Here is a 16427-nt window from a genome sequence, read left to right as displayed (position 1 = left end):
ATGCCGGAACTTCCGGAGATGGACAATTACCGAATACAATTATCTCAACTCATCCTTGACCGACCAATCACAAAGGTCGTAATTAACAGGGAGAAGTCAATCAACAAAGAACCCGAAGTCTTTATCCAGGAGGTTACCGGACGCCGGATAATCTTCATAGAGCGTCGCGGCAAGCATTTGCTTTTCCATCTAGATAGCGGCCGCCGTCTGCTGCTGCATTTAATGCTGGGTGGATTGCTATACTTAGGAACTGAAGAAGATAGGCCTAATCGAAGTACGCAAGTAGAGCTTAGTTTTGGAGAACAAACCTTGTATTTCATTGGCCTCCGGCTTGGTTATTTGCATCTTTATAGCGCCAAAGAGACAGATGAATTCTTGTCGGATCTAGGACCGGAATTAATGGACAGGAAGATGAATCAGGATAAATTTATTCAATTGTTCAGCAAACGGCGTGGTGCTCTCAAAAGCACCCTGGTTAACCAGCACGTTATTGCCGGAATTGGGAATTGTTATGCGGATGAGATTGCCTTTGAGGCCCAGCTTAGACCATCAGCCAAAATCCAGAACTTGTCTGAGGAGGATCTCGCCCGAATTTATGAAGCAGCAAGGACTGTTTTTCATCACGCTATAGAGCATGGCGGTTACATGGAACTTCCTTTAACACAAGAAGATAAGCTTACCGGAGGATTTAATGATCTTTGCCGGGTCTATGATCGGGAAGGTGAAGGTTGTATTCGCTGTGATGGAGTGATCGAGAAGAGTGAGATCGGCGGTAGAAAAGTGTTCTACTGTCCAAAATGTCAGCATGACAAGTAGAGTTAAGGTTGGCGGGCACCTCAGTATTCGCCGAGGATACTTTCACGCTGCGCAGACTGCTTCTACCATGGGCGCCGGAGCATTTCAATATTTCCCCAAGAATCCGCGCAGTCTTACAATTAAGCATTTTGATCCAGGAGATGCGGAGAAATGTAAGCTATGGTGTAATGAAAGAGGAATAATTTCTGTAGCCCATACTCCTTACCCGAGCAATCTGGCTGTTGATTCCGAGTCTGAGTCTGCTGCTTATCACAAAATTGTAGCTTCGTTGCGGAATGATCTGGAAATCGCAGAGGCGTGCGGTTCGCTGGGAATCGTTGTGCATTTTGGAATTTATAGGGCAGGAAACCCCTTACAAGGATACAAAAATGTTATACAATGTATTAATGAGATTCTTAAGGGCTGGCAGGGTAACGCGAAGCTGCTCATTGAGAATCAGGCTGGCGACCATGGGGACATGGGAATGACGATAGAGGAAATGGTCCAGATTCGCAAATTGTGTGAAACACCCGAACAAATCGGCTTTTGTCTGGATACCTGTCATGCATTTGGAGCAGGGGTCTGGAGAGGAGCAGAAGATGACTCCTTTATTGCCAAGGGAAGAGAGCTGGGCTTCTGGGATCATGTGCTGGCTGTACATCTAAATGACTCTAAGTATCCGTATGGCTCCCGTAAGGACCGGCACGAGCGAGTTGGCCAAGGATATATTGGTGAAGCCGGGTTTCAAAAGCTGCTGGCGGCAGAAGAAATTAAAGAGAAAGCCTTCATCCTCGAAAGTGAAACTGGGGAAGACGGTACATATACGTGGGATATGGAGCAGGTAAGACGTTGGTCTGAAGCTTAGCTGATTACGCAACTGGGGAAAGGAAGAACAAATGTGATCCACTTATATATGGATGATATGCGGCGTTGTCCTGCAGGGTTCACCTTGGTACGAAGCGGTCAGGAGTGTCTTGAGGTATTACGTACAACTCAGGTTGATATCCTTTCACTTGATTATGATATGGGTCCTGATGGAATGACGGGTGGCGAGGTGGCGGCAGTAATGGCCAAAGAGGGGCTATTTGCAAGAGAAATATACCTTCACACCTCAAGTCTGCATGGGAAAATGAGCATGTATGAAACTCTTTATACCTGCAAGCCGGACCATGTCATACTTCATAACGGACCGATACCTTTTGACCGTCTGGATGAGATCGCTTATGACACGGCTAAGAAGACTAAATAAGCAGTCGGCGCAGCATGACAACACGCATTGCAATGCAATTTACTGGAGGTTAAGAGCTTTTGAATAGTCAAGATGAAATTGAGAACACACCAACCGGGATATCATCCCGATTTATTTGCACGGCTAATCATGGGTTTGCACCTTATGCACAAGAAGAACTAAGGAGAAAGTTCGGTTCGGTAAAAAGTACCGTTCTTTTGCCAGGTGAAATCTTCCTGGGGACGCTAGATGTATCTAGTCAGGAAGCAATTGAGAGGCTCCGCATGGAGCAGCCTATCTTTCTTAGACATATATTCCCTGTTCAATATCAGATCGGTATCGTTGAAGGGAATAAAGACAACGCAATGCTCCAATTAACTGCCTGTCTTCAGCACTTACCGGAGCTACGGGGAGCTCAAGTGACAGTACAAGCGCGTAAAGCCGGTCAGGATTCCTGGGAAGGTACCTCTACGGATTTGAAGGATGAGATTCAAGAAGGGCTGAAAGAGCTTGTGCATGAATTCGTGGTCAAAGAAGCCGAGCTGATAGTCTCAGTCCTGGCCACAGATAAGGCCCTTTATGCAGGTATTTCTTCTCCTCAAGATAATTTGTCGGATTGGAATGGAGGGGCAGTAAGATTCCAGAAAGAAGAAGGACAAATCTCCAGAGCCAAGTTTAAGCTGCTTGAAGCTGAACGGGTATTCGGAATTGATTTTACAGCGTTTAAAGAGGCACTTGATATTGGTGCCGCTCCGGGGGGATGGACTTCATTCCTCTTGGAACGTGGACTTCGAGTCACGGCTGTTGACCCTGCGAAGATGCATCCTTCCTTAATGGAGTCGGACAGATTGACTTATCTGAACAAGAATGCAGACAGCGTTAAATTTAGGGAGAACCAATTCGATCTATTGGTATGTGATATGAGCTGGAGTCCTAAGCTGACCGCGAAGTTGGTTACCGCCTTGCTGTACAGCCTCGTACCTGGAGGGACTGCCATAGTCACAGTAAAGCTGCTGAGTAAGAAGCCGCTTGCACTAATTAGAGAAGTGATGGACACGTTTGAAGAAGCAAATCTGCAGATCCAGAGGGCAAAACAGCTGTTCCACAACCGAGATGAGATAACATTGTATATGGTTAAATATTAATATACTTAATTAATTTCAATTAAATTTTAACTTTACTTTAGATGGTATCTGCTCTATACTAATTCCAATATTATACAAAGACCGCTTAGGGAAAGTATCCCAAGTCTTCGGTTTCGTTAAATGACGAACATGCCGGAGTGCTTGGAGCTTTCCCTTTTTTGTGTTGGTCAAGAAAGGAGAAGATCTATTGCATTTTCCTTCTAAGCTGGAGCCGGGTGCCATCCTTGGAGGTAGATATCAGATTGACAAATGGGTAGCTTGTGGGGGGATGAGCCATGTATATTGTGCTTCAGATTTAAAGCTTCAAGATAAGAAATGGGCAATTAAAGAGACATTAACGGTATCCGAGCAGAATGCCAAGCTAGAAGAAGAAGCCAGACTGCTGATACGACTCAATCATCCTCGATTGCCGCATATTGTGGACTTTTTTCCACCTAATGATGAGGGTTATACCTATTTGGTTATGGACTTTATTGATGGAGTAACGTTGGAGAACTATATTGCGGAAATCAACAGCCGCCTTAATGTAGAGATGGTTCTACATATTGCTGGGCAGATATGCGAAGGACTCGAATACCTGCATAACTATGATCCTCCTATAGTATACCGGGATTTAAAACCTTCGAATTTAATGGTTGATCAGGCGGGCAACATCCGGTTTATTGATTTTGGTATAGCTCGGCAATTCAAGGTAGATCAGCCAGAGGACACGGTGAAACTAGGCACAGTTGGTTTTGCAGCCCCTGAACAGTACGGAGGGAAGCAAACGGACGCAAGAACGGATCTTTACTCACTCGGTGCTTTGCTTTTGTATCTGGTTACAGGTGGTCAGCTGAGTGAGTGGAGGCCCGAGGCTTTACAGTTACTTAGAATAGATGCTGAACAGAATACTACGAACGCGCTAATGAAGGTCATTCAGAAGCTGCTGCAATATGAACCGGAGAACCGTTATGCCTCCGTACGTGAAGTCAGAAAGGCTCTTCAACTAGAGATCAAACATACCTTTATCAATAGGATACAGAACGAGAAGTCGGAGACCTCCAGAACAAAAGTAATTGCAGTGATTGGCGTATCGAGCGGAGTTGGAACTACGCATACAGCCATCATGCTTGCCTATTCTTTATCTAAACATTTTAAAAATGTCACACTTCTTGAACTTATGGACAAATCGAATGCCTTCTCCAGATTGCAAGCAGCAGCCTACAAGTCCAAGGGAAGCGGAGCCGCATCCGCAGAGAGAACTTTTACGATTGAGGGGGTTCACTATTACCGGAGACCAACCAGGATGGAAATGTTGGACTTAATTTCCGGTGAGGATGGCTTGGTTATTTTGGATTTGGGGAGTGATCGAAGCAAGGAGACTTTTGAAGAGTTTCTTCGGGCGGACCTCTCGCTTGTGATCGGTTCTGGCGCTGAATGGAGGTTTCAGGATATTCTATCCTTCTGCCGGATGTCGGCTTCCTATTCAAAAAGTAAATGGATCTACGCAATCCCGTCGGCACCCATGCCGGTGGTTCAGCATTTACGAAAGAAGCTCGGGACTTCCAGATTGCTTCCATTTCCGCATGAAACGGATCCGTTTCATCCTTCTGATGAATCGGTCTCAGTGATGGAGAATGTATGTAGAACCATCATCGGCAAAGAAAAAACAACGCGATTTTTTAAGTTAGGATTCAAGAGAATGTGGAGAGGAGGAATTTAATGTTGAGATTAAGACAGAAAACCAAACATTTGATGTATTCCGCTGTGTCGGGTGCAGGAATAGTGATTATCATGTTCATCGCCTATCTCATCATGAACCAGAACCATATTACACAAACAGAGAAAGCCGTTGAACAAAGATATGAATCTGAAATTAAGCGGCTTAAGGAGGTGAAGTCAGCGCAAATTATCCAAGGATGGGTGGCAGCCCGCCAAATTGAGGCAGGTGAGAAACTGAGCTTATCTGATCTTGAGCAAAAAGAATTTCCATCAGATCTTGTTCCAAGCGATGTTGTCTCATCTAGGGAGAATATAGAAGGGAAGATCACCAAGATTACGCTAAAGCCGAGCACTTTGGTCACAGACTCACTGCTCTATGAGGCTGAAGCAGCGACTAATGATTTGCGTAATCGCGAGATCAGCTTCGTAAAGATACCTGCGGTTCTCAAGTCGAAAGATGTTATTGATGTGAGAATTCAGTTTCCTACAGGTCAAGATTACATCATTTTATCGAAAAAGAAAGTGAAGGATTTAAAGTCTTCCACATTAACTTTAACCTTAACTGAGCCAGAGATTCTCTCTTTGTCCAGCGCGGTGGTTGACGCCTACTTACATAAAGCTTCCATCTATGCACTTACCTATGTTGAACCTGAACTTCAGCTGTCTGCTATTCCCACCTACCCGGCCAATGATCAGGTGTTAAAGTTAATTGCAAAAGATCCCAATATTCTAAAGCGTGCGGAACAGGGGCTCAGCCATACTTCAAGGGCACTGCTTGAGCAGGATCTAAGCGCCTTAACACCACAGACCACTTCAGAATTTGAAGGTAAACAGGTGGAGTATCTACAAGCTGCAGAGCAGCCTGGAAAGAGCCGCCAATCCGGTGAAGATGCGAGCAGAGATTCAAATACTAAACCTTAGATGGAGGGATAAAAGTGAAGCATTGGATTTTTGCTGGAGTTAGTGATAAGCGGGAATTGCTGTTGTATCTAAGTAAGATCCTTACGGTGAACGGACATCGGGTTCTGCTAGTCGATGCTACGGAACAGAGTAAGTATAAATACTCAATTGGAGTCCATGAAGAAGATATGCCCCTGACAGAATTTTGCGGTATTGACATTGCTTCGGGTTACGCGAATGCACTTGATTTATATAATGACCTGGATAGAAGTGGAGAGTCTGAGTTATCGTACGACTACATTTTGTATGACCTGGAGAATCCAGGTTTTTGTGGACAGGATATTTGGAGCGAAGCGAATGCCATTGTGTGGGTGACCAGCTTTGAAAGATATGCACTTGAAAAGAGTAAGGAGCAATTTACAAGGCTGCTCGGACAGTATCCTAATCTTCAAGGGATTAAAGTTAGAAGAGTATATGTTCAAAGTGTGGACAGCCATTTAAGTGAACCTTATATTCGCAGCTTTGTCAGCAGCCTGCCCATTTTGTGGGAGGAGGATTTCATAGAGATGCCTTGGGATGAAACTAATATAGTCGTACGATTGGAAAGTGAGCACGCGCAAACCATTGGATTTAAGAGGGTAACCCGCTCCTATAAAAAAGCTCTCAAAGAATTGGTTGAACAGCTGACCGATTGGGATAGAGCCCTTACACGAAAAGCCTTTCGCTGCGCTGAAAGGAGAAGAGCATGACTACAGTTGCTTTTTGGGACTATGGACAGATTGGAACGTCAGAGCTAGCGGTGCCACTCGCAGTGATGACTAGTCTGGATTATCGAATCAGGCTCTTGCTCACACAGACAGGTAAAAGAAGAACGGGTATTGATGAAGCATTTAAGGTAGATAAAAGCTATGCTGCAGATTTAGCTGCACGGCCGAACGAACAAGGGATGGATGCATTAATGCGTTTATCCGCCAGCGGGATTTTAGACAGAAATAATATCTCGGATTATACGATACCGCTTATAAGTGGCAGGTTGGATATGGCTCCAGGTCCTGAATTTGGTGAATCAGGTCTCTTGCGATACCAGGAACTCCAGTTCAATCATCTGCTTCAAGTCGCCAACGAACGTTATGATTGTGTATTAATCGACTCCCCCGGGACGGGAACTTTTAATGAGATGACATTGAAAGGAGGGGAAGTTACGGTGATTTTGCTAAGACAGAACAATAGACTACTCGAGACCTATTTTGAAGAAGCTAAGTATAATCCAATGCTTACCAATAAGCCGCATGTGCTTGTCATACACCACTACGATGCCGATCAGCATTGTTCAATCTCAAATATCAAACGAAAATATGGCTATAAAGCACCGATATTCGGTATTCCCTACTGCCGGGAATACGCCAACGCTTGGAATTCTCAAGAAGTGATTGCGTTTTTCCAGCGGAATTATAACAGGTTGCGGAGAAATACGGCCAGTGAGAAGTATATGGATGCAGTCCGGCGATTAAGCCAGAAAGTGATGGAGCTTGCGGATATTCAGCGTATGCCTTCCTCGGGCAGGGGGGCTTGAATGGGTGCTGGAATGAATGCTGTATTAGTTGGAATTATATCTTTATCTATAATATTATTCGTTGTTTTCAAGCTATTTGTACCTAGTCGTAGCCTAAGGGAGTCGGGGGAACAAGAGGAAAGCTATACGCTCGATGCGCTAATTCATTCTATTAAACAAAGTCTCCATGATCTTAGCCGAACAAGAGTTGATGATTGGAAATATGGGGAAGAGCAATACCGGAGAATTCTTAATCAGAGGACCGAGCTTCGCAAAGCCTTAAAGGGCTGTGTATCAGGGGACCTGGCGAATAAGGAATTTGTGAAGCTGTATATTTCCGATCTGCTACAGACCACCTATGGAGTTGACGCCTCAAATATTGACAAGATCATTCCCTTTGAAGAGATCCATTTGTTGTGCAATCAGGATCGGTTTGATATCCTTCTGTATTTATATAAATCGAGCCATGGAGAAAATGCTATAAGCACTCTTATTGAGAATTATAAGCTGGACAGGGCAAGAATCTCTGCTGACAACGAGGAAGAGGTGTTCGAGATTACAGCTGAGGATATCAACCATGCCTTTGATCAAGAGTACAGGCCTTTATTGCTCCAAGAGAAATTAGATATTATCGTACAAAGAATTTATCAGCAGTATAAGGGATTCTCGGTGGCAGACGAGCTTCGTGATCAGAGAATAGACGGTATAAGCGGTGGGGTTAGTGGTGTTTCGGATCAGGGTAGCCGGAAGGTTATTGAACAGAATTCGGATAGTCCCGGCTATGGCACCTGGCATCGTAATAGTCAGACACATGTTCCAAAGAATTATGAAAGTGTGTGGATCTTTTACAGAGGTAAGTCCATTCATCTTCCTTTTCTATCGTTTGGGAGTCAGAGCGAGCTCAAGCGGGTATGCCAAAATATCTACAAGTATAATCTCCCTGGTCAACTATCCGAATCCAGTGGGTATAAAGTGAACGAAATGAAAGACGGATCCCGGGTAGTCGTGGTTAGGCCACCGTTTTCTGAGTCATGGGCCTTTTTTGTAAGGAAATTTGATGTCAAGTCCGCTGTACTAGCTCAATTAATCAAGGATGACAATGCTGAGCTGCCCATTGAGCTTATTAAATATTTGATGAAGGGAAGCAGAATTACTGCAATTACCGGAGCACAAGGATCTGGGAAAACAACTCTGCTTATGGCTATGGTTAAGCATATTTATGCTTCATACACACTCCGAGTTCAGGAGATGTCGTTCGAGCTTAATCTAAGAAGCTTGTACAGCAGCCGCAATATCCTTAGCTTCAAGGAGACAGATTATATTAGCGGCCAAGCTGGACTTGATCTTCAGAAAAAGACGGATGGAGCGGTTAATATATTGGGTGAAGTGGCTACAGACGAGGTGGCAACGTGGATGATTCAGATGGCACAGGTGGCTAGTTTATTTACTATTTTTACACATCACGCCAAGACATTTGATGACCTTATTCAGTCATTACGTAATTCACTGCTTAAATCAGGTATGTTCAGGGATGAGAGAATGGCCGAAGGGCAAGTTTTGAGCGTCATTAATTTCAATATCCATTTGCGTGCAGATATGAAAGGCAACCGCTATATTGAGCGGATTACGGAATGTGTGAATGAAGATAAGTCCAGAGGTAGGAACATTGTTGAGTATCACAATGGACGTTATGTACCCTCCTGCTCTCTATCCAGTCAATGTATTCAGGAAATGACAGATCAAATGACCAAGGAAGATGCCATTAACTTCCGCACTTTCGTCAACACTTATTGGGGTGAACAAGTTGGAGCTTAAGCAGTGGCTGGCGTGGGCCCTGATCGTATCAGTAGTTGTATTCATTAGCCTGATGATAGCTTTAAAGATAATACATAAAAAAGAACAGAGTAGCGAAGGCTATCTTGCTTTTAAACAGCCAGCTGCTTCCGGTAATTGGGTTAATCAGTACAAAATCTGGATGCTGGTAGCTTATCAGAGCAGTATGAAGCTCCCCTTAGTACGTACATATATTCTTAAGATCCGAAAAAGAATTGCCGGTGTGAATATTTATAATGAGTTCGACCTTCGTATACATTCCATGTCAGCAGGAATAAGTATTATGGGAACATTCGGGTGCAGTATAACACTTCTTTACGGCTTAAATCCTGATTTTATTTATTTATTGACGCTGATTCTTACAGCAATCATTCTGAATGGCATGTTTGTGGACTCATTTATTAATCGTCTGGAGAAAAGGCTGCTCCTCCAAATGGTGGATTACTTTACAGAGGTGAGACATGCCTATCACCGTCACGGGATTGTTGAAGAAGCCTTGTATGAAGCTGCAGAGAGTTCGGATGAAGAAATTGCAAGACACGGATTTGCTATAGCTGATGCGCTTGTCTCCGCAGAGCCTGATGAAGAACTTAATAAGTACTATGAGACAATTCCCAATCGCTTTCTTAAATCCTTTGCCGGAATTTCTTATTTAATTATGGAATATGGGGATAAAGTGAAGAAGGAAGGCTCTGTCTATTTAAAAGCGATCAGCAGTCTTACACAGGAAATCCATTTGGACGTTTTGCGCCGCAATAAACTTGATTACTTATTGAGAGGATTACATTTCATTGCTCTTATTCCGGTCTTTTTCACTAAACCGATCGAGCTGTGGGCAAGAAAAAGCTTCCCATTAATGGAGGATTTCTATTTAGGGAAATATGGGCTGCTGACCAAGATCATAATATATGTCATTATCATTCTTGCTTATGTGTTGCTTCAGAAACTAAGCAGTCTGGAGGATAGAACTTATGAATCCGGCCCTAAGCGAAGACCCTGGGAACAAACAATATATGAAAATTCAAAGATAGGAAATCTGCTCGTAGTATTTATCCCTAAACCTGATTCCAGAGTCTATATGAAGGTTTCTGAGCTGTTAAGAGATACTAACCATCCACTTAAAGTGGAATGGATATATGTTCGGCGAATCGTTTTGTTTATATGTGCTTTTCTTATTACGTTAAGTGCTTGTTTCTTTCTGCATTGGAGTGAAAGGGAACGTATTGTAGCGGAGAGTCCGAGAGAAGGCGTGATTTTTGGCTCATCGTCTCCCGATGAGATGAAGAAAGCCCGTGTAATCGCTGACGAGGATCGGAAATGGATAGATAGTCTGCGTAATGCTGGATTACGCTCAACGGTTAACTATAATCAAATGTCCCAAATGGTTGCTACAAGCAAAGATACAAGTCTTTCTAAAGATCAGATTACCGCCACAGTTAGCCGCATCATGGACAAAATGAACAGATTAAATCAAGAGTACTTGAAGTGGTGGGAAATACTTTTGGCAATAGGCGTCGGATGTTCAGGATATTATTTCCCCATATGGATGCTTTATTTCCAAAGAAGAGTTAGATCAATGGATATGAAGCATGAAGTCTACCAGTTTCAGACCATGATCTCCATTCTTCGAGAACTTGAGAGAATCTCTGTAGAGGAAATTCTAGAGTGGATGCTTGCTTACTCCATCATATTCAGAACACCTATCGAGAAATGCCTGCTCCATTATGAGCATGGGGCAGAAGCTGCTCTGCAATGTATGAAGGAAGAATCGGCCCTTCCGGAGTTCAGCAGATTGGCGGAGAAGCTGCTGCTGGCGGTGGAGAAGATACCGATAGCGCAGGCTTTCGATGATCTGGAGACAGAGATGGCTTTTCGGTTTGAGCAAAGGCGGCTGGACTACGATCAAATGCTGGAGACTAAAGCAAACCTTGGCCGGATGATCGGTTTTACGCCAATGTATGCACTTATCTTTATGTATCTGGTTATTCCATTGATCTGGATGAGCTTTGAACAGATGAGCCAATATTACGAACAAATTCAAAAAATATAACTAAAGATGGAGGTTTCAATTTATGAATAATGCGTCTACAGCACTTAAAGTTGCAGCTGGTATTTTCCTGACCATAGCCCTTATTACAATTGTCGTTATTTTATTTATCTCCGCTCAAGAGGCAACAAAGACGGCCCAAAATAATTTTTCTGATATTCAAACCGAGCTTGCCCAAGCCTCGTTTACCGTGTATGACGACACTTCGATCAGCGGTTCACAGGTTGTCAATGCCATTAGAAAATTTAAAGGTAAAGATCAATTTGGAATCAAGGTCCTCACCGGGAAGAATCAGAGCGGCGTGTGGTATGGCTCCTCTCTAAACACTGCAGATGTTGCTGACGGTGCTTATGGATCAGTTACAGGGAAAAGCACAACGGAAGTCACGAAATCCTGGGATGAAACAGATCCCAACTATGTTAATCCCAGCGGCAAGTTCAGGGCTCAGGTCGTGAAGGACAGCTCCAACGTTGTTCGTGGTCTAATCTTTGTGCAGAGTACGGCGAGATAATGTTAGAGAATACTAGGAAAATACTTTGGTTAGCGGCAGGTCTGACTTTATGGCTCACAGCATTATTCTATACCTGGTCCGGAATAACCTTGAGCAATCAGGCACTTGAACGCGCCTCTGATATAGGAGGGTCACAGAATCGAAGTGTCTCTCTTAGTACAAACAAGGTAACTGCCGAGACCTATACGGGAGCTGAGGTTCTAGTAATTATGCAGGAGCGCCATAAAGAACACTTAGATGTTGAGCTTCAGGGCCGATTATATCCCAGTCAGATAGAATCGGAAGTGGATTTCCCTGCTGAAGAAGTCAGTTTGACCAGTAGTTATGAAGTAAAGTACGTCAGAGATACTTCGGGAGAGATTAAGCGGGTGTCATTTAATAAAATGAATTAAGGGGCAAGTTCATGATTAACTCCGTTTCCAAAATATTGGCTGCCTTGCTCGCCGTGCTGCTGCTTTACTTAGTGCCCGCGGTACAGCATGCCAAAACCCAGGAGGATATTACTCTTCTTACTTCCTACCATGCTTTAACTGAGTTTGTTGATTCTGTGAGGAATAAGGGATATATATCCCCAGTGATGTATGAGGATTTTCGGACAGAGCTAGGAAGCTCCGGGGGATATTTTGATGTTGCAATGGAGCATCAGCATAAAAAGTATCATCCCGAATACGATGATCCCTCGGACGGATCAACTTTCCTCAATAAATATAGTGTTCAATATGAAGGACACTACACCGAGGAATTGGAGGAGGTTTTATTTCCGGATACACCAGCTGAGAAGGACAGTAAAGAGCGAAAGTACTATTTGGAGATGGGTGACTATTTCACGGTAAATATTCAGCGGAAAGATCAAAGTCCTCTAAATACATTTACAAGTATGCTGTATGATTCAGCTTCTGGCGAACAAGATAGCCCTCTGCATTATGGAGGGATGGTGTTGAATGAAGATTACTGATCTTGCTGTGTTGTTCGTTCTTATCGTGGGACCTTTCTTATGGGTAAGCTCTGTCCATAGTCAGGAGAGACTTGAAGCGCAGCGTCTAAGCAGCCGCTATACTTCTGCATTAAGAGCAGCTGTTCAAGACGGTGGAAGTCAGCTGAATGACAACGAGCTTCAGCAATATGAAGCGGGTTACGCTTCGGACAAATATTTTCGAGCCAATCGCGATCAAGCGCTGGATTCGTTACTTCATACGCTGTATCTGAATTTTGGAATAGGAGAAGATGCTGCTGCACAGCGGACATTTATGAACTATATTCCTGCTGTAGTTGTCATGGATTATGATGGATACTACATCTATCATTCCAGCGAGTATACTGGAGAGCATAACGAGCCGCTAGCAGACTATCGATGGAGCGTCAAGAAGCCGTACGCTGACGCAGACAAGCAAGGGAATGTAATCCATTTCACTCTCGATCATTATGTGAGTGTGTATGATTCAGCTGCTGGTAAGTGGATGAGTGGGGCGCTGGAGGAAATCGCTAGAAGCAGCAGTGTATCTGTGCTGGACCATGAGGATGTATATGAAGCAACAAGACGAACCGTGATAGTTCAAAGTATTGAAGATGACTTAGCGAATACGATCAACAGTCATAATTTGTACGCCGCTAGACATGGGATAACCTATCAATTCACGCTTCCGACTATCTCTGAAGAAGACTGGAACAATACGTTGAATGATATCGGAATCCTCGTCTTTCTCCAAGGGATCCCTGTAGGGGATGAGTATTACAACAATTATGCTCTTGGCGGCGGAAGGTTAGTGAAACGATCTGTTATCCACGGCGGGATCGATCAAGCCACAGGAATTAAATACTATTACCGTGCTTCATGCGATTCGGGATATAAACTCGAAGAGGTATTTACGAGTGAACGTGAAGCGGCAGCCAAGGGTTATTTTGAGTCCAGAGTGTGCCGTAAATTACCTTGAAAAGATACAGGTGGGAATACAGCAAGTAATTAAGCATCAATTTTAATAGCGAGTTGCATTAAATTTTGCTTCAGTTATTTCAGGATTGCTCCTTCTTATGCTAAAATAAATTCTTGAATGTCTATATTGATGATTACTGAATTTATTAAATATATATGAGATAGGAGCCTGTTCTTTTTTATGAGTTTATTAACAGTTGAGAACGTATCACATAATTTTGGAGACCGCACGTTATTCAAGAATGTCTCTTTCCGCCTGCTGGCCGGGGAACGTGTAGGATTGGTTGGAGCAAATGGCGTAGGTAAGTCAACGCTTATGAATATTTTGACAGGTAAGCTGCTCAAAGACAGCGGGAAAGTGGAGTGGACCCCGAGAGTGCGTTATGGCTATTTGGATCAGCACTCCATACTTACCCCAGGCAAGACGGTTCGTGATGTGCTGAAGGATGCGTTCCTTCCCCTGCTGGAACTTGAGCAGGAAATGCTGGAGATCACCAACAAAATGGGAGATGCTTCTCCTGAAGAACTCGAAGAACTATTGAATCAGATGGGCGAAATCCAGGAACAGCTTGATATTGGTGATTTCTACTTAATCGATGTTAAAGTCGAAGAAATGGCAAATGGACTCGGTCTTTCTGCCATTGGGCTGGACCGCGATGTTTCCGCTCTTAGTGGGGGACAGCGTACGAAGGTCCTTCTGGCCAAATTGCTGCTTGAGAAGCCCAATGTTCTGCTGCTCGATGAGCCAACGAACTATTTGGACGTTGAACACATTCAGTGGTTAACCAACTATTTACAGAACTATCCCTATGCTTTTATGCTGATCTCTCATGATACAGAATTCATGAATAAGGTTGTTAATGTGGTATATCATCTCGAGTTTGCGAAGCTGACTAGATATACAGCCAACTATGAAAGGTTCCTCGACATGGCAGACATGAACAAGAATCAGCATATCGAGGCGTATGAGAAACAGCAGGAATTCATCAAGAAGCAAGAGGATTTCATTCAGCGGAACAAAGCCCGTTACTCTACTTCCGGCCGGGCTAAGAGCCGTGAGAAGCAGCTGGAACGAATTGAACGTATCGATCGTCCTGAGGAGGCGGCTAAGCCTACTTTTGGTTTTAAGGAAGCTCGCGCAAGCGGTAAGACGGTCTTTGAGGGAATTGATTTTGAGATTGGTTATACTCATGCCCTGCTGCCTAAGATGTCCATGACGATTGAACGTGGTGATAAGATTGCTATTGTGGGATGTAACGGTGTAGGTAAATCCACTCTGCTCAAAACTATTCTAGGTAAAATTCGCCCAATCAGCGGAAAAACCTACCAGGGCGATTTCTTGTTCCCGGCTTATTTTGAACAGGAGGTTCGCGCCGAGAATATTACTCCAATCGATGATGTATGGAATGAATTCTCTCATCTCAATCAGCATGAGGTCCGTGCACATCTTGCGCGCTGTGGTCTGAAGAATGAACACATTACCCGGCCTCTTAAAGCACTGAGCGGGGGAGAACAAGCTAAAGTACGTCTGTGCAAGCTGATGATGCGCGAAACCAATTATATTCTGTTTGACGAACCAACGAACCACTTGGATGTCGTGGCGAAGGAAGAACTCAAACGTGCACTTAAGGAATTTAAAGGAACTGTGATTCTAGTCTCCCACGAACCTGATTTCTATGAGGATTGGGTAACCAAGACTTGGGATGTAGAAGCCTGGTCAACCAAAAAGGTATAATATTCAAGCTTTAATCATGGTAACCCTCAGTGCTTTTCGTTCGAGAAGTGATCTGAGGGTTCTCTATATTCCCAAAACATGCTACAATTGTATCAACCTGAATAGTTACACACTAGGGGGGCCGATTCTGGCTGAGATGGAAGTTACATACTTCCGGACCCTTTGCACCTGATCTGGGTTATACCAGCGTAGGGAAGTGGTACTCGTGAATGACACAACCACAATTCAAGATAGGGGAAGCTTGTAATTAGCCCTGTTGAATTTGACCGTGATCAGAGCTTTCGCTTTGATATGAACGTGCTGCCGCTCTCTATGAGAGCGGCTTTTTTGCATGTGATTTACCACTTTTACTACATAGCACTTGAAAGGAAGATGGAGTTTAATGAGCTCTTCCTATGAAATCCACGTCATCTCAAATGGACAAACGGATCAGGATAAGCTGGTGTCCATTGCAGAAGCAATCCATCCCTACATAGACGCATTTCATCTCAGAGAACGGCTCTGGAGTGCACGAAAGTTATCATCCGCTGTGGAACAGCTGCTGGAACAAGGAATACCTAATTCTAAGTTGTACGTTAACGACCGGGTAGATATTGCCATGGCTTATTTCCTAGGTGGTGTGCAGTTAGGCGCAGAGAGCCTCAGCCCTCTGCAAGCAAAAGCTCTGAGTGAAGGTAAACTTAGAATTGGCCGCTCGGTTCACAATTCTGAGGAGATTTCAGCCGCTTGTTCGAATAAAGCCGATTACTGCCTTTACGGACATGTATACTCAACCAACTCCAAAGCAGGACTTCCTGGCCGAGGGATACCTGAGCTTACCTTAAATTGTACCCTATCCCCAATCCCAGTTATTGCGATAGGCGGCATTACACCCCAGCGTGTTAAGGAGGTTATTCAGGCAGGTGCTTCAGGGATCGCGATCATGTCAGGAATTATGAATGCAGAAGACCCAGCTTTCGCTGCAAGCGAGTATCGGAATGCACTGAATGAGGCTGCAGCGAAAGCTTCATGGGAAGTGACAGCGAAGTATCAAGAGGGAGAGTGAGTATT

The 16427-nt window shown here is 44.0% G+C and carries 16 protein-coding genes and 1 riboswitch; all 16 genes read left to right on the top strand.

Features of this window, described 5'->3' with window-relative positions; genetic code table 11:
• The 16 genes from EJP77_RS02840 to EJP77_RS02765 all read left to right on the top strand — a co-directional run bounded on the left by EJP77_RS02840 (position 1) and on the right by EJP77_RS02765 (position 16422).
• A complete protein-coding gene (locus EJP77_RS02840; protein WP_127197648.1) occupies positions 1–816 on the top strand; it encodes an Fpg/Nei family DNA glycosylase in 816 nt (271 codons plus the stop codon).
• A complete protein-coding gene (locus EJP77_RS02835; protein ID WP_127197647.1) occupies positions 806–1660 on the top strand; it encodes a deoxyribonuclease IV in 855 nt (284 codons plus the stop codon). Before EJP77_RS02840 ends, EJP77_RS02835 begins: the two co-directional genes overlap by 11 nt.
• A 33-nt stretch (positions 1661–1693) precedes the next feature.
• On the top strand, positions 1694–2044 hold the full coding sequence (locus EJP77_RS02830) for a cyclic-phosphate processing receiver domain-containing protein (RefSeq protein ID WP_127197646.1): 351 nt from the start codon (positions 1694–1696) through the stop codon (positions 2042–2044).
• Positions 2045–2103: 59 nt separating this feature from the next.
• A complete protein-coding gene (locus EJP77_RS02825) occupies positions 2104–3168 on the top strand; it encodes an SAM-dependent methyltransferase (protein WP_127197645.1) in 1065 nt (354 codons plus the stop codon).
• A gap of 187 nt (positions 3169–3355) precedes the next feature.
• Positions 3356–4870, top strand: a complete 1515-nt coding sequence (locus EJP77_RS02820; RefSeq protein WP_127197644.1) for a serine/threonine-protein kinase — start codon at positions 3356–3358, stop codon at positions 4868–4870.
• Positions 4870–5790, top strand: a complete 921-nt coding sequence (locus EJP77_RS02815; RefSeq protein WP_127197643.1) for an SAF domain-containing protein — start codon at positions 4870–4872, stop codon at positions 5788–5790. The genes EJP77_RS02820 and EJP77_RS02815 overlap by 1 nt, the downstream gene beginning before the upstream one ends.
• Positions 5791–5804: 14 nt before the next feature.
• The gene (locus tag EJP77_RS02810; protein WP_127197642.1) at positions 5805–6518 is read left to right on the top strand and encodes a hypothetical protein; all 714 of its coding nucleotides are present in this window, start codon (positions 5805–5807) and stop codon (positions 6516–6518) included.
• Positions 6515–7342 (top strand): P-loop NTPase family protein, encoded by an 828-nt coding sequence (locus tag EJP77_RS02805; RefSeq protein ID WP_127197641.1) that lies wholly within the window; start codon positions 6515–6517, stop codon positions 7340–7342. The genes EJP77_RS02810 and EJP77_RS02805 overlap by 4 nt, the downstream gene beginning before the upstream one ends.
• Positions 7343–9136 (top strand): ATPase, T2SS/T4P/T4SS family, encoded by a 1794-nt coding sequence (locus EJP77_RS02800; RefSeq protein ID WP_246021646.1) that lies wholly within the window; start codon positions 7343–7345, stop codon positions 9134–9136.
• The gene (locus tag EJP77_RS02795) at positions 9078–11204 is read left to right on the top strand and encodes a hypothetical protein (RefSeq protein WP_246021644.1); all 2127 of its coding nucleotides are present in this window, start codon (positions 9078–9080) and stop codon (positions 11202–11204) included. Before EJP77_RS02800 ends, EJP77_RS02795 begins: the two co-directional genes overlap by 59 nt.
• 22 nt (positions 11205–11226) lie before the next feature.
• Positions 11227–11712, top strand: coding sequence for an ABC transporter permease (locus EJP77_RS02790; protein ID WP_127197640.1), 486 nt, complete (start codon positions 11227–11229; stop codon positions 11710–11712).
• Positions 11712–12104 carry a hypothetical protein gene (locus EJP77_RS02785; RefSeq protein WP_127197639.1) on the top strand — a complete coding sequence of 131 codons (393 nt, stop codon included), beginning with the start codon at positions 11712–11714 and terminating at the stop codon, positions 12102–12104. The genes EJP77_RS02790 and EJP77_RS02785 overlap by 1 nt, the downstream gene beginning before the upstream one ends.
• 11 nt (positions 12105–12115) lie before the next feature.
• Positions 12116–12667, top strand: coding sequence for a hypothetical protein (locus tag EJP77_RS02780; RefSeq protein WP_127197638.1), 552 nt, complete (start codon positions 12116–12118; stop codon positions 12665–12667).
• A complete protein-coding gene (locus EJP77_RS02775) occupies positions 12654–13643 on the top strand; it encodes a hypothetical protein (RefSeq protein WP_127197637.1) in 990 nt (329 codons plus the stop codon). The genes EJP77_RS02780 and EJP77_RS02775 overlap by 14 nt, the downstream gene beginning before the upstream one ends.
• Before the next feature lie 180 nt (positions 13644–13823).
• A complete protein-coding gene (locus tag EJP77_RS02770; RefSeq protein WP_127197636.1) occupies positions 13824–15377 on the top strand; it encodes an ABC-F family ATP-binding cassette domain-containing protein in 1554 nt (517 codons plus the stop codon).
• 104 nt (positions 15378–15481) lie between these two features.
• A riboswitch (TPP riboswitch) is annotated at positions 15482–15589 on the top strand.
• A gap of 170 nt (positions 15590–15759) precedes the next feature.
• Positions 15760–16422: a thiamine phosphate synthase gene (locus tag EJP77_RS02765; protein WP_127197635.1), complete on the top strand. Its 663-nt coding sequence runs from the start codon at positions 15760–15762 to the stop codon at positions 16420–16422.
• Positions 16423–16427 lie beyond the last annotated feature (5 nt).

The sequence above is a fragment of the Paenibacillus zeisoli genome, assembly GCF_003994465.1.
In the GTDB taxonomy this organism is placed as follows: domain Bacteria; phylum Bacillota; class Bacilli; order Paenibacillales; family Paenibacillaceae; genus Fontibacillus; species Fontibacillus zeisoli.
The sequence above is the reverse complement of the archived record's forward strand: the minus strand, read 5'-3'. Positions and strand labels throughout refer to the sequence as shown.